This is a genomic window from Aeromonas sp. R4-3 (assembly GCF_040908275.1).
Lineage (GTDB): Bacteria > Pseudomonadota > Gammaproteobacteria > Enterobacterales > Aeromonadaceae > Aeromonas > Aeromonas rivipollensis.
In genome coordinates this window covers 12,056-25,651 of sequence record NZ_JBFODK010000056.1, presented here as the reverse complement: position 1 = coordinate 25,651, position 13,596 = coordinate 12,056, and the positions used below count along the sequence as shown (strand labels likewise).

Annotated in this window: 16 protein-coding genes; 6 read left to right on the top strand and 10 right to left on the bottom strand. The window is 62.8% G+C overall.

What is annotated here, in order from left to right:
- Positions 1–45 precede the first annotated feature (45 nt).
- Positions 46–360: a hypothetical protein gene (locus AB5Y91_RS18110; RefSeq protein WP_368170445.1), complete on the top strand. Its 315-nt coding sequence runs from the start codon at positions 46–48 to the stop codon at positions 358–360.
- Between the two features lie 86 nt (positions 361–446).
- Positions 447–2,108 (top strand): glutamine--tRNA ligase, encoded by a 1,662-nt coding sequence (gene glnS / locus AB5Y91_RS18105; RefSeq protein WP_106887379.1) that lies wholly within the window; start codon positions 447–449, stop codon positions 2,106–2,108.
- A 117-nt stretch (positions 2,109–2,225) separates the two neighbouring features.
- Here glnS and fur read toward each other — a convergent pair whose 3' ends face one another.
- Positions 2,226–2,654 carry a ferric iron uptake transcriptional regulator gene (gene fur / locus AB5Y91_RS18100; RefSeq protein ID WP_111911275.1) on the bottom strand — a complete coding sequence of 143 codons (429 nt, stop codon included), beginning with the start codon at positions 2,652–2,654 and terminating at the stop codon, positions 2,226–2,228.
- A 244-nt stretch (positions 2,655–2,898) separates the two neighbouring features.
- Between fur and AB5Y91_RS18095 the strand changes: the two genes are divergently transcribed.
- Positions 2,899–3,399 carry a DUF4442 domain-containing protein gene (locus AB5Y91_RS18095; protein ID WP_162520198.1) on the top strand — a complete coding sequence of 167 codons (501 nt, stop codon included), beginning with the start codon at positions 2,899–2,901 and terminating at the stop codon, positions 3,397–3,399.
- A gap of 46 nt (positions 3,400–3,445) precedes the next feature.
- Here AB5Y91_RS18095 and fldA read toward each other — a convergent pair whose 3' ends face one another.
- Genes fldA through AB5Y91_RS18075 form a run of 4 tightly spaced genes read right to left on the bottom strand, consistent with a single transcriptional unit; the run spans position 3,446 to position 5,367 of the window.
- Entirely contained in the window at positions 3,446–3,970 is a 525-nt protein-coding gene (fldA, locus tag AB5Y91_RS18090; protein WP_005325673.1) for a flavodoxin FldA, read from the bottom strand.
- 38 nt (positions 3,971–4,008) lie between these two features.
- Positions 4,009–4,305, bottom strand: a complete 297-nt coding sequence (ybfE, locus tag AB5Y91_RS18085) for a LexA regulated protein (RefSeq protein ID WP_005325670.1) — start codon at positions 4,303–4,305, stop codon at positions 4,009–4,011.
- 20 nt (positions 4,306–4,325) lie between these two features.
- Entirely contained in the window at positions 4,326–4,547 is a 222-nt protein-coding gene (locus AB5Y91_RS18080) for a DUF2788 domain-containing protein (RefSeq protein WP_106887376.1), read from the bottom strand.
- Positions 4,548–4,602: 55 nt separating this feature from the next.
- Entirely contained in the window at positions 4,603–5,367 is a 765-nt protein-coding gene (locus AB5Y91_RS18075; RefSeq protein ID WP_368170463.1) for an alpha/beta fold hydrolase, read from the bottom strand.
- 288 nt (positions 5,368–5,655) lie between these two features.
- Here AB5Y91_RS18075 and seqA point away from each other — a divergent pair, with 288 nt between their 5' ends.
- Both seqA and pgm read left to right on the top strand, forming a co-directional pair.
- Positions 5,656–6,162 carry a replication initiation negative regulator SeqA gene (seqA, locus tag AB5Y91_RS18070; protein ID WP_368170444.1) on the top strand — a complete coding sequence of 169 codons (507 nt, stop codon included), beginning with the start codon at positions 5,656–5,658 and terminating at the stop codon, positions 6,160–6,162.
- Positions 6,163–6,216: 54 nt separating this feature from the next.
- Positions 6,217–7,866: a phosphoglucomutase (alpha-D-glucose-1,6-bisphosphate-dependent) gene (pgm, locus tag AB5Y91_RS18065; RefSeq protein ID WP_368170443.1), complete on the top strand. Its 1,650-nt coding sequence runs from the start codon at positions 6,217–6,219 to the stop codon at positions 7,864–7,866.
- An 84-nt stretch (positions 7,867–7,950) separates the two neighbouring features.
- Here pgm and AB5Y91_RS18060 read toward each other — a convergent pair whose 3' ends face one another.
- On the bottom strand, positions 7,951–8,832 hold the full coding sequence (locus AB5Y91_RS18060) for a DMT family transporter (RefSeq protein ID WP_163135928.1): 882 nt from the start codon (positions 8,830–8,832) through the stop codon (positions 7,951–7,953).
- A gap of 94 nt (positions 8,833–8,926) precedes the next feature.
- Between AB5Y91_RS18060 and AB5Y91_RS18055 the strand changes: the two genes are divergently transcribed.
- A complete protein-coding gene (locus tag AB5Y91_RS18055) occupies positions 8,927–9,409 on the top strand; it encodes a MarR family winged helix-turn-helix transcriptional regulator (RefSeq protein WP_205641381.1) in 483 nt (160 codons plus the stop codon).
- 45 nt (positions 9,410–9,454) lie between these two features.
- Here AB5Y91_RS18055 and mltB read toward each other — a convergent pair whose 3' ends face one another.
- The 4 genes from mltB to AB5Y91_RS18035 all read right to left on the bottom strand — a co-directional run bounded on the left by mltB (position 9,455) and on the right by AB5Y91_RS18035 (position 13,596).
- The gene (mltB, locus tag AB5Y91_RS18050; protein WP_139745993.1) at positions 9,455–10,552 is read right to left on the bottom strand and encodes a lytic murein transglycosylase B; all 1,098 of its coding nucleotides are present in this window, start codon (positions 10,550–10,552) and stop codon (positions 9,455–9,457) included.
- A gap of 128 nt (positions 10,553–10,680) precedes the next feature.
- Complete coding sequence (locus AB5Y91_RS18045; RefSeq protein WP_368170442.1) at positions 10,681–11,283, bottom strand: CDP-alcohol phosphatidyltransferase family protein; 603 nt, start codon at positions 11,281–11,283, stop codon at positions 10,681–10,683.
- Positions 11,276–11,938, bottom strand: coding sequence for an ATP-binding cassette domain-containing protein (locus AB5Y91_RS18040; protein WP_368170441.1), 663 nt, complete (start codon positions 11,936–11,938; stop codon positions 11,276–11,278). The genes AB5Y91_RS18045 and AB5Y91_RS18040 overlap by 8 nt, the downstream gene beginning before the upstream one ends.
- Before the next feature lie 2 nt (positions 11,939–11,940).
- A complete protein-coding gene (locus AB5Y91_RS18035) occupies positions 11,941–13,596 on the bottom strand; it encodes an ABC transporter permease (RefSeq protein ID WP_368170440.1) in 1,656 nt (551 codons plus the stop codon).

Here is a 13,596-nt window from a genome sequence, read left to right as displayed (position 1 = left end):
CTGATGTCGCAGCAAAAATGACAAAATTGTAAATAGGATACTAGGATGATGCAGTTTGGAAAATGCCTGGTTTCTGTTGGTTCCAACTCTGTTCAGCTTGGCGAGGTGATCCACCAAATGTTACAAGCTTGTTTCAAAACATTGAAGTGTGATCTCGCCGCAATATCAAGCAGCCATGTGTTTGTGCTCACAGGACACCTTTATGCCCAGGTGCGTCCCACGCTTCTCCGTGGGGAAGTCGCTTGCACGAGAGCCGATGGCGGCGAAATAAAGGAAGCCTGTGGCCGGGAAGCGACCCCGCGTCGGGCAAATGGCGTCTGGCGTAACGTCAGCCAGGGCGCGGCGGCAAATTCCTGTTGAGCCTCATGGATGAATAGTGGATCATTGTCGGTTTCTAAGCGGGGGCGCGCGGTTGCCCCATGAGCTGAGACATTCGAGGTGAATTCATGAGCGAGGCGAGCAGCCCAACCAACTTTATCCGTCAGATCATCGATGAAGATCTGGCCAGCGGTAAGCACAACCACGTGCATACCCGTTTTCCGCCGGAGCCGAACGGTTATCTCCATATCGGCCACGCCAAGTCCATCTGCCTGAACTTCGGCATCGCCCGTGACTATCAGGGCCAGTGCAACCTGCGCTTCGATGACACCAACCCGGCGAAGGAAGACATCGAGTTCGTGGAGTCCATCAAGCAGGACGTACAGTGGCTCGGCTTCCAGTGGAGCGGCGAGATCTGCTACTCCTCCGACTATTTCGACAAGCTGCACGGCTATGCCATCGAGCTCATCGAGAAGGGTCTGGCCTATGTGGACGAGCTCTCCCCCGAGCAGATGCGCGAATACCGCGGCACCCTGACCGCTCCTGGCAAGAACAGCCCGTTCCGCGATCGCAGCGTAGAAGAAAACCTGGCGCTGTTTGCCAAGATGAAGAGCGGCGAGCTGGCCGAGGGCAGCGCCTGCCTGCGCGCCAAGATCGACATGGCATCTCCCTTCATGGTGATGCGCGATCCCGTCATCTATCGCATCAAGTTTGCCCACCACCACCAGACAGGTGACAAGTGGTGCATCTATCCGATGTACGACTTCACCCACTGCATCTCGGACGCCCTGGAGGGGATCACCCACTCCCTGTGCACCCTGGAGTTCCAGGACAACCGCCGCCTGTATGACTGGGTGCTGGACAACATCAGCATCGACTGCCACCCCCGTCAGTACGAGTTCTCCCGTCTGAACCTCGAATACACCGTCATGTCCAAGCGCAAGCTGAACCTGCTGGTGACCGAGGGGCACGTCAGTGGTTGGGACGATCCGCGCATGCTGACCGTCTCCGGGCTGCGTCGCCGTGGTTACACGCCGGCCTCCATCCGCGAGTTCTGCCAGCGCATCGGCGTGACCAAGCAGGACAACATAGTCGAGATGAGCATGCTGGAAGCCTGCATCCGTGACGATCTCAACGAGAACGCCCCCCGTGCCATGGCGGTGCTGCACCCGGTGAAGGTGGTCATCGAGAACCTGGCCGGCGACGAGGTGCTGACCGCACCGGCTCACCCGAACAAGCCGGAGATGGGCAGCCGTACACTTCCCTTCACCCGCGAGATCTTCATCGACGAGGCGGACTTCAAAGAGGAAGCCAACAAGCAGTTCAAGCGTCTGGTGCTGGGCAAGGAAGTGCGCCTGCGCAATGCCTACGTCATCAAGGCAGAGCGAGTCGAGAAGGATGCGGACGGCAAGGTCACCTGCATCTACTGCTCCTACGATCCCGAGACCCTGGGCAAGGATCCGGCCGATGGCCGCAAGGTGAAGGGGGTGATCCACTGGGTCAGCGCCACTCAGTCTCTGCCTGCCGAGATCCGTCTCTACGATCGTCTGTTCAAGATGCCGAACCCCGGTGCCGAGGACGACTTCGAAGGGGCGCTCAACCCGGATTCCCTGGTGATCATCAAGGGTGCCCGGGTCGAGGCTTCCCTCAAGGACGCCAAGCCGGAGTTTGCCTACCAGTTCGAGCGTGAAGGGTATTTTTGCGCCGACAACAAGCTCTCCAGCCCGGAGCAGCTGGTGTTCAACCGCACCGTGGCCCTGCGCGACGTCTGGGGCAAGGCCGAGGCCTGATCGCTGCGGTCTGACAAGAAGAGGGCAGGGGAGACCCTGCCACTCTGGTCCGGATTGCGGACACAAAAAAAGCCAGCGTGATGCTGGCTTTTTCATGGCTGCTCGCGGCCGACGGCGTTATTCGTCGTGCTTGCAGTCACCGTTCGCGCAGTGACCATACAGATAGAGGCTGTGGTTGGTCAGGCGGATGTTGTGGTGTTTGGCGATATCGCGCTGACGCTGCTCGATCACCTCGTCGGAGAACTCGATCACCTTGCCACAATCGAGGCAGACCAGGTGGTCGTGATGTTCCTGGGTCGCCAGCTCGAACACCGACTTGCCCCCTTCGAAGTGGTGACGGGTGACGATACCGGCATCATCAAACTGGTTGAGAACGCGATAGACGGTAGCGAGACCAATCTCCTCACCCTGGTCGATCAGCCGTTTGTACAGATCTTCCGCACTGGTGTGCTGGCAGTCCGGCTGTTGCAGGATTTCCAGGATCTTGACGCGGGGCAAGGTGATCTTGAGCCCGGCCTTTTTTAACGCTTGGTTGTTGTCTGCCATATTCTATTTATTCGCATTCTCGAAGGTGTGGTTATTCTGATTGACTGCCGAAGGAATGGCAACCACGAACTCGTATGGCCTGACATTATAGGTCGTAGCCAAGTCAAAAATAAACCCAGTAATTCAAGGGGTTTAGCACATTTCCCCTCTGTGGAAGATTAATCTGGCCGGCCCGGACCGGGCTTGCTCCGCGAGGGAATGTTGATACTATGTCACTTCTCTATAGTCTGGTCGGATGAGATCCATGGATTGGCTTTTTGGCAACGCGGCCTGGGTGCGCCACGCCCTCAACGCCTGGCCCCCCTTCTGGGGAGCCGGCATCAAGATAGAAACATTGAGCCCCGATTTTCGTTTCTGTCGGGTCACCCTCAAGTCCCGCTGGTGGAACAAGAATGCCAACCGGACCCAGTTTGGCGGCAGCATGTTTGCCATGACGGATCCCATCTATCCGCTGATGCTGATGGGCCATTTCAAGAACCGCTATTACGTCTGGGACAAGGCGGGCAGCATCAATTTCATCAAGCCTGGCAAGGGGATGCTGGTGGCGGAGTTCAACCTGACCGACGCCAAGCTGGCATCCATAGTGGCGGCGACCGAGGGGGGCAACAAGCACTTCCCCGAGTTCGAGGTGCAGGTGCAGGACAAGCGGGGCGAGCTGGTGGCCCAGGTCAGGCGCACCCTGTATGTGAAACCCAAGCCGGAACACAGAACGCCGGGCCAGGCAGCGCCAGCTAGGAAGGAGTAGAAACAACAAGGGCCCCAGCGGGGCCCTTGTTGTCAGAGGAGGGAGATCACTCCAGCTCGCTCAGACACATCTCTTCGTGCAACTGCTTGCACCAGCCCTTGACGCGCTCGGCGGTCAGCTCCGGCTGGCGATCCTCATCGATCCCCAGACCGACGAAGTGCTTGTCATCCACCAGTGCCTTGGAGGCCTCGAACTCGTAGCTCGCGGTTGGCCAGTGGCCGATGATGATGGCACCTTTGGCTTCGACTATGTCACGCAGGGTGCCCATGGCGTCGAGGAAATATTCGGAATAGTCTTCCTGATCGCCGCAGCCGAAGATGGCGACCAGCTTGTTGTTGAAGTCGATCTCTTCGAGCTCTGGGAAGAAGTCATCCCAATCGGCCTGGGCTTCGCCGTAGTACCAAGTCGGGATACCGAACATCAGCAGATCGAAGCTGTCGATGTCGGCCTTGCTGCTCTTGGCAATGTCACGGACTTCAATCAGTTGTTTGCCCAGTTCTTTCTGGATCATCTTGGCGACAGCTTCGGTATTACCGGTATCGCTGCCGAAAAACAGACCTACACTAGCCATAGTGTTTAGTTACCCGTATCTGGTTAATGCTTAACGGTTCAGATTGCGATGCCTGCTGCATGCGCAGACTCAATCTGTTGCTTCAGGATAGATTGGATCAGCTCGGCTCGGCTGACGTTCTGTTGTAGCGCAAGTTGGTTCAGGCGCTCCAGCAATTCGGCCTCCACCTTTAACTCGACCCGCTTCAGGCCGTTCTCCCGATCGCGCTTGAGCTGGTTGCGCTTGTTGATCTTGAGTTGGGTCTCACGGGGGAGTGGATTGGTCTTTGGCCTGCCGGGGCGCTTCTCAGTTGCGAACAGATCCAGTGTTGTTCGATCAGTTTGCTGTTTGGCCATACATCACAGATGAAAAGTAGTTAGCCGATCCCAGAGCCTTCCCAGCCCATTTCGATCAGCCCCTTGGCGACAAAACCCGCGCAACCCAGAAACAGAACCAGCCAGACGATAAAGCGGCCGAAACGGGGCACGTTGCCGCGTTTGAGCACGTCGTGAATGGCCAGACCAATCAGCAGGAAGATGGCCACGAAGAACAGCTTCAGGCCCAGACTCTCGATCAGATCGATATGTTCATACAGCATGGATTGCGCACACTCCTTATGACGGGCGCACTATATCACAAAGGATTTGAAACTGTTAACCGCCTGTCGACAGGAAATCCACAACCAGTTTATTGAACAAAACCGGCTTTTCGGCGTGCAGCCAGTGGCCGGTTCCGGCGATGACACGGGCCTTGGCGGCCGGGAATTGTGCCATCACAGCCTCTGTATATTGAGGCTGCACATAGTCGGAATCCCCCCCCTTGATGAACAGGGTCGGCCCCTCGAAGCGGGTCTGGTCGTCGGGCCAGCCCATGATGTTGGCGTAGTTGCGCTCAAGGGCCGGCACATTGAAGCGCCAGGCCCAGCCCGCCTCGGTTTTGGCGAAGGACTTGAGCAGGAACTGGCGCACCCCGGGGATCTCGACGTACTGGGCCAGCAGGGCCTCGGCCTCGGCACGGCTCTGGGGGGGATTGGCCAGCGTGGCGTTGAGTCCGGCAAACACATTCTGGTGGCGGGCATGGGGGTAGGCCACCGGGGCTATGTCGGCCACCACCAGCCGGTCGACCCGAGCCGGGGCCAGCTTGGCGACCTGCATGGCGACCTTGCCCCCCATGGAGTGACCGACCAGGGATACCTTGTCCAGCGCCAGGTGATCCAGCAGGGCGATCACATCCGCTCCCTGCTGCGGGTAGCTCATCTCATCCGAGTGAAAGGAGGCACCGTGGTTGCGCAGATCGACGCTGATGACCCTGCAGTGTTCGCTCAGGGGACGGGCCAGCAGGCCGAGGTTGTCCAGGCTGCCGAACAGGCCGTGGATCAGCACGACGACAGGGCCTTGTCCCTGATCCTTGAAATTCAATAATGAGTTTTGTTGCAAAATGACACCTTGTCGGTCGTGGGCTGTTTCGCCTGATTTTTAACACACTGAAAGAAAAGGATTTCATTCCTCGCAGGGCATTTTTTTGTGGTTTTTTTCCAAAAAAACGGCCCGGGATCGGCTATCAGTGCGGATGATCACACACTTGGCCCGCCATTATGCCGTATTCTCACCGAGATTCATGCACATCTGCCAGCCCCTCCCTTGGGCTGCCGGGTCTGCCTATGTATAATCGCCGCATCCGAATTTCGACGAGTCCAGCGCATCCCTATGAAAACCATCGAGCTTGATGACGATCTCTACTTCTTTATCGCCAGCCAGACCCGGCACATCGGCGAAAGTGCTTCCGATATCCTGCGCCGTCTGCTGGAACAACCCGTCAAGGCGGGGACGACAGTGCCGGCCGCGCCTGTGGCCCAGCCTCAGCCCATGGCCGATGCCATGGGGCTGGAAGCCCTGCTCGATTCCGGCGAGCTGCAAAAAGAAGAGAAGTCCATCAACCGCTTCATGCTGGTGCTCAGCACCCTGTACCGGGACAACCCGGAGAGCTTCACTCAGGCGACCGAAATAAAGGGGCGCAAGCGCGTCTATTTCTCCCAGGATCCCGAGGCGCTGCGTGCCAGTGGCAGCACCACCAAGCCCAAGCAGGTGCCGGATACCCCGTTCTGGGTCATCACCAACACCAACACCAGCCGCAAGCAGAACATGGTGGCCCAGCTGATGGCCAGCATGGGTTATGACGAGGATTTGACCGCTCGGGTGTGCGGCACCGTTTAACGCATCAACGACTCAAGGCCTTGCCGGGCAAGGCTTCTGCTCAAGGAAAACGCCATGGCACAGCATCCCCACGCCGGTCAGCCGGCCCGTTTAAGCGACTTGACCAACATTCCCCGTCTGGTCAGCGCCTACTACCTCAACAAGCCGGACATGAGCCGCCCCGAGCAGCGGGTCGCCTTCGGCACCTCCGGCCATCGGGGCAGCGCCCTGCACAACGCCTTCACCGAATCCCATATTCTGGCGGTGACCCAGGCGCTGGTGGAGTATCGCCAGCAGGCCGGCATCACGGGCCCGCTGTTTGTGGGCATGGACACTCACGCCCTCTCTGAATCCGCCTTCTCCAGCGCGGTGGAAGTGCTGGCGGCCAACGGCGTCGAAACCCGCATCCAGGCAGGCCTCGGCTTTACGCCGACCCCTGTCATCTCCCACGCCATTTTGCGCCACAACGCGGGCAAGCCGGCTGCGCGAGCTGACGGCGTGGTGATCACCCCGTCCCACAACCCGCCGGAAGACGGTGGCTTCAAGTACAACCCCCCCCACGGCGGTCCTGCCGAAGGGGAGATCACCAAGTGGGTGGAAGACAGAGCCAACGCCATTCTGGAAGCCGGTCTGGCCGGCGTGAAGCGGATGCCGTTCGCCGAGGCCCTGGCCAGTGAGTTCGTGGTCGAACACGACTATGTCACCCCCTATGTGGATGATCTCGAGAACGTGCTGGATCTGGCCGCCATCAAGCGGGCCGGCATCAAGATAGGGGTGGACCCCCTCGGCGGCTCCGGCGTGGCCTATTGGGACGTGATCGCCAAGCGCTACGATCTCGACATCGAGGTGGTCAACTATCGCGTCGATCCGACCTTCTCCTTCATGACCCTGGATAAAGACGGCAAGATCCGGATGGACTGCTCCAGCCCCTTCGCCATGGCGGGCCTGATTGCCCTGAAAGACAAGTTCGACATCGCCCTTGGCAACGACCCCGACTACGATCGTCACGGCATAGTCACCAAGGCGGGTCTGATGAACCCGAACCACTACCTGGCGGTGGCCATCCAGTATCTGTTCACCCACAGGACCGGCTGGCCCAAGACGGCGGCCGTCGGCAAGACGCTGGTCTCCTCTTCCATGATCGACCGGGTTGCCGGCGAGATAGGCCGCACCCTGAAAGAGGTGCCGGTCGGCTTCAAGTGGTTCGTGGATGGCCTCTACAGCGGCGAGTTCGGCTTTGGCGGCGAGGAGAGCGCAGGCGCCTCCTTCCTGCGCAAGGACGGCACCGTCTGGACCACAGACAAGGATGGCTTCATCCTGGCGCTGCTGGCCGCCGAGATCCTGGCCGTGACCGGCAAGGATCCTCAGGCCCACTACGATGCGCTGGAAGCCAAGTTCGGTCGCTCCAGCTACCGCCGCATCGACGCTCCCGCCAACAGCGCCCAGAAGGCGGTGCTCTCCAAGCTGGATCCGGCGCTGGTGGAAGCCTCGACCCTGGCAGGTGAGCCCATCATCGCCAAGCTGACCAAGGCGCCCGGCAACAACGCCGCCATCGGTGGCCTGAAAGTGGTGACCGAGAACGGCTGGTTCGCGGCGCGCCCCTCCGGCACCGAGTCTATCTACAAGATCTACATGGAGAGCTTCAAGGGTGAGGCGCACCTGGATCTCATTCAGCAGGAGGCCCAGCAGATAGTCTCAGCAGCCCTGGCCAAGGCTGGCGTCTGAGCCTGAGGCAAGTCACTGAAGCGTATAAAAAGGAGCCATATTGGCTCCTTTTTGCTGGGTGTCTGGTGAGGTTCTGGTGCCCGATCAGCCATTTCCCGGCTGGTCGGGGCAAGCCTTGGCAGCCTGCCCGCCCTTGAAGAGAGGCCGGGTCGGCAGCTTCATCAGGAACAGAGAGAGCAGGATCACCGCGATACCGAGCCACTGGCGACCATCCAGCGTTTCTCCCACCAGCAGCACGCCGAAGGAGACAGCCACCATGGGGTTGGTGAGGGCCAGCATGCCCATCACCTCGGGGCCGTGGCGCTTGAGCCCCCAGAGCCAGGCCCAGTAGGCCAGCGCCGTGTTGAGCAGGACAAGCCAGAGCAGGCCGGGGGCACTCGCCGGTTGCGGTAGCGGCATGGGACCCGCCAGCCACCAGGCGAGCGGGATCAGCATCAGGCCCCCGAGCAGCAGTTGCCAAGCGGTCAGAGCCAACAGATCGCTCACCGGCCAGCGCTGCATCCAGCGGCTGGACTGGCCGATGAGCAGGGTGGCCAGCAGGGCGCACGCCACGCCGACGGGATCCAGGTTGGCGGAGGGGTTGAGCAGCAGGAGCACACCCGCGAGCCCCATCAGACCCAGCAGCAGCCACTTCAGGCTGGGTCGCTTGCCATCCTGCCACCAGGCAAGTCCCATCAGGATGAGGGGCAGGGTGGCGCCCAGGGTGCCTGCCACCGCCCCCGGCAGGCGATAAGCCGCCACGAACAGCAGGGCAAAGAAGGCGGTGATATTGCAAAACGCCAGCAGGAACTGCCGGCTCCAGGTGAGCGGTGGTCGACGGGGATGGAGCAGCAACAGCAGTATACCGGCCGGCAGTGCCCGCCACACGGCCACCCAGTAGGGGGAGTAGTCGGTCAGGTAGAGGCTGACGACGGCATAGGTACTGCCCCAGAGCAGGGGGGCGAGCAGGGCAATCAGCAGTGGCATGGTTGTCTCGCAATAAAGTATCTTGAAGTAAAGATAAATTAGCCGCGAGTTAGTTTATTATCAAGTATCTTTTTGAAAAGATAATGGAGCCGGAATGGATAGTGATCATGTAGACCTGTTGCTGGCCCAGTGGGCGCGGCAGCGACCGGATCTCGACTGCTCCCCCATGGGGGTGCTGGGGCGGGTGGCGCGGATGGCGGCCATCGCCGGGCGCGAGGTGAGTGAAGAGCTCAAGGGGTGCGGCCTGCTGGGCTCGGACTTCGACATACTGGCGACCCTGCGCCGGGCCGGTGAGCCGCTGACCCCGACCGCCCTCTACCAGTCCGCCATGCTGAGCTCGGGGGCCATGACGGCCAGGCTCGACAAGCTGGAGCAGCGCGGCCTCATAGTGCGTCAGGCGGCCCCCGATGACAGGCGAAGCCTCTTGGTCTGCCTGACGGAGCCGGGGCGGGAGCTGGTCGACCATGCGGTGGAGCGCCACGTGGCGAACGAGCGGCGTCTGCTGGCCCCGCTGACGGACGAGGAGCAGGGGCAGCTGGCCGCTCTGCTCAAGCGCTGGCTGCTGGAAAACGAATAGCAAAACGGGCCCCTGGGGCCCGTTTTGCATTGGCAAGGCGCGGTTTCAATAACCGCCTCTGGCATCCTTGACCGCCAGACCCAGCTGCCACACGGCCATGGCGTAGTGGGTGCTGTGGTTGTAGCGGGTGATGGCGTAGAAGTTCGGCAGGCCGTACCAGTACTGATAGCCGGTGCCCACATCCAGGCGCAGCAGGCTCGCCTCCTTGTGGTTGCCGAGCGAACCTGTGGGGGCAAGCCCGGCCCCGCGCAGGGTGGCGACCGGGTAGCGGGTCTGGAAGCCGTGCTCATAGCCGGGCAGCTGGCCCTGACCGCGCACCGCCACCGGTTGACCCTTCTCCCAGCCATGGGCCTTGAAGTAGTTAGCCACGCTGCCGATGGCATCCACCGGATCCCACAGGTTGGTGTGGCCATTACCGTTGAAGTCCACCGCATAGCTGCGGAAGCTCGACGGCATGAACTGGCCATAGCCCATGGCGCCGGCGTAGGAGCCCTTGGGTTCGGTGGGATCCATGCCCTCATCCCGGGTCATCACCAGGAAGGCCTCCAGCTCGCCGGTGAAGAAGGTCGCCCGGCGCGGGTAGTCGAACGCCAGGGTCGCCAGGGCATCCAGGATGCGGGTCTTGCCCATCACCCGGCCCCAGCGGGTTTCCACCCCTATGATGCCGACGATGATCTCGGGGGGCACCCCGTAGATCTGCTGCGCTCGATTGAGTTCGCTCTCGTACTCACGCCAGAAGCTGACGCCGTTTTGCACATTGTCCGGGGTGATGAACTTGGCGCGGTAGCGATTCCAGGCGCCGGTCGGCCCTGTGGGCGGCGTGGTGGTGGGCGCCTGGGCGTCCATCAGCCGGATGATCCAGTCGTAGCGCTCCGCCTGGGCCAGCACCCGGTGCAGCTCGGCGCCGTTGAAGCCGTGCTTGTCGACCATGCGTTGCACGAAGTTGTCCACGTTGGTGCGGTTGGCGAAGTCTCCCTTGCTGACTCCCTGGCCGCTCCCCTGCTGGTAGAAGGGTTTGCTCGGCGGCGTCTGATTGATGAAGGCGCTCTGGGGCTGCGGCTTGACCACGGGCTTGGGGGCCGGTGTGCTGCTGCAGCCATACAGCAGGGGGAACAGGGAGAGGGTGAGGAGAAGGCGACGCATACGGTTCTCGTGAGCCTGAAAAAGAGTGTCGTCATGGTAAAACATTGGCGTCCATGCGCAAGTGCTCAGTGCAGGGCCGGGGGCCCATATTCATCAGCCGCTGAATTCGCCGACAGGCCCGCCCCCTCTCAACGCAGGGTGTGGTAGCCGCTCCAGAGCCGGGTCAGGGTGGTGATGGCGCAGAGCAGGGCGAAGCTGTAGGCCAGCGGGGCGAAGGCGGTGGGCCAGAGGCACATCAGCACGAACAGGGCTATGGTCTCGCTCCCCTCGGTCAGGCCGCCCAGATAGTAGAGTGACTTGTGGTGGTAGACGGGATTCTCGATGCCGCGCTTGCCCGCCATGATGGCAAAGGCGAGGAAGCTCGAGCCCGTGCCCATGAAGGCGAACAGCAGGGTGGCGGCGGGCAGGGCGTTGGCGGGGTCGCTCAAGGCAAAGCCCAGCACCACGGCGGCATAGAAGATGAAGTCGAGGCTGATGTCGAGAAAGCCGCCGCAGTCGGTGATCCCCGTCTGGCGCGCCACGGCCCCATCCAGGCCGTCCAGCAGCCGGTTGATCAGGATGGCGAGCAGCGCCCAGCCGTGCCATCCCAGCGCCAGCAGCGGCAAGGCCAGCATGCCGATGGCAAAGCCGGTGAGGCTTATCTGGTTGGCGCTGATCCCGGCGCGGCACAGAGGGACGGCCAGCAGCTGGAGGGGGCGGCGAATGAGGGGGATCAGATGGCGGTCAAACAAGGTCGGTGTCCTCTTTGGCAAAACAGGGAGTGGTCAGGGTGAGGATAGCCCCCGGGGCATCCTCCTCGTCGTGGGTGACCAGCAGGGCGGGTATCCCCAGCGCCTTGAGCCGCTCGAACACCAGGGTTCTGAAGGCCACCCGCAGCGGCTTGTCGAGGCGTGAGAAGGGCTCGTCCAGCAGCAGGGCCTCTGGCTCTGCCAGCAGGGCCCGCAACAGGCTGACGCGCGCCTTCTGACCGCCGGAGAGCTGGCCCGGCAGCTTGTCCGCCTGTCCCTTCAGTCCCACCTCTGCCAGCGCCTCCAGGGCGCAGGCCCGCCTCGCCGCCATCCCCCTGAGATGAGCCGGCATGCCGAACATCAGGTTCTCAGCCACCGTCAGATGGGCAAACAGCAGGTCGTCCTGAAACAGCATGCCGATGCGCCGTGCCTGGGGCGCCAAGGGGGTGAGCAGCCGCTCGCCGAGCCGTATCTCCCCCGCCAGCCGGATAGGCCCCCCCGGGGGCAGCACCCCCGCCAGGGCCGCCAGCAGGGAGCTCTTGCCGCAGCCGCTCGGGCCCATCAGGGTCAGTACCTCGCCGGGGGCCACCGCCAGGGGGGGCAGCGTCAGCAGGGGCTGCTCATCCAGGTAGAGGGTGAGCGCGGTGGTATGCAGCATGATCAAGGCCTCAGTGCGGGATTGATACGGCGGGGCAGCCAGAGCACCAGGCCGTAGACGAAGAGTGGCAACAGCAGTTGCAGCAGGCCATAGAGGCCAGCCAGTCGCCGGTTGAGGCCGCTGCCAATGGCCACCGCCTCTGTGGTGATGGTGATCACGCGGCCCGCACCAAACAGCAGGGTGGGCAGGTATTGGGCCAGGCTCACCGCCGCCCCGACCCCGAAGGCGAACAGCAGCGGCCGCGCCAGCAGCGGCCCCTTCACCCGCCACCAGGCGCGCCAGGGGCTGGCCCCGAGGGAGAGTGCCGCCCGGGTGAGGCGATCGTCGAACTGGCGATAGGGGCCGTGCAGGCAGAGGTAGACATAAGGGAAGACGAACAGCAGCTGGCTCCAGAGCACCCAGCCAGGTCCTATGCCGTCGACGGCGTCGAGCCAGTCGATCTGCAGGCGCAGCCCGAACAGCAGACTGGCCTGGGGCAACAGCAGTGGCAGGCAGATGAGCCAGAGCGGCCACTGGCGGTCAGGGGTGCGGCGGCCCTGCTGTGCCTCCAGGGCGAGCACCGCCAGTAGCAGCGAGAGGGCGGCGCAGAGCAGGGCCAGCCACAGGCTCTGCCACAGCAAGGGCCCCAGGGTGGGTAGCAGCTCCAGCCAGTGACGGCCGCTCCATTCGCTGGGCCAGAGTGCGGGGAAGGACCAGCGCCGGGCCAGGGACCAGAGCAGCAGGGAGGCCAGCACCAGCAGATTGGTGAGGATCAGTCCCCACACGGCGGTGCTGGCGACTAGCGCAGGCCAGGGCGCGGCGGGGGCGCGTCGCCCATCCAGCCAGCGGGCCTTGCCAAGCGCCCCCTGGCCCCACTCCAGCAGCCGCAAGGCGGCGAGCAGCAAGAGGTTGAGCGCCAGCAGCAGCAGGGCACCGCTGGCGCTGGCCCCGCGCCACTGGAGGTCCGGGTCCTGATACCAGAGCCAGAGCCGCACCGCCAGAGGGGCAGGGGCATCTGGCCCCAGCAGCAGGGCGAGATCCACCACTCCCAGGCCATAGGCCGCCACTGCATAGAGGGGCAGGCGCAGGGCGGGCCAGAGCGCGGGCAGCAGCAGGCGCCACCAGATCTGCGGCCCGCTGAAGCCCATGGTTTGTCCCAGCCACTGCTGGCGGCTGACCCGGGCGGGGTCGAGAGCCGAGAGCGCCATCAGCAGCAGAAAGGGGGTCTCTTTCAAGATGAGCGCCAGGATGAGGCCGAGCCCCCAGGGATCTTTCAGGGTCTGCCAGTCGGGCGGCAAGTCAAAGCCGGTGAGGGCGGGGGAGATCAGGCGCAGCAGCCAGCCGGAGGGGGCGAGCAGAAAGGCCACGCCGATGGCGAAGGCGACGTGGGGCAGGGCCAGCAGGGGGGAGAGCAGGCGGCGAAGCCAGCGCATCCAGGGCCGCCCCTCCCCCTGGGCGAGCAGCAGGGCGGTGAAGATCAGGGCCCCCAGGGTGGAGGCGCCCGCTACCCAGAGGCTCAAGCCCGCCGAGTGCCAGAGCCCGGGCTGGGGGAGCAGCAGGCTGACATGGCCCCTGGTCAGCCCCTCGAGCAGCAGGAGCAGCAGGCCGCCGGCAACAGGGGCGGCCAGCGACAGGGCACACGGCAGGAGAAAGAGGAGGCGCCAGGGCCGGATGCTCAT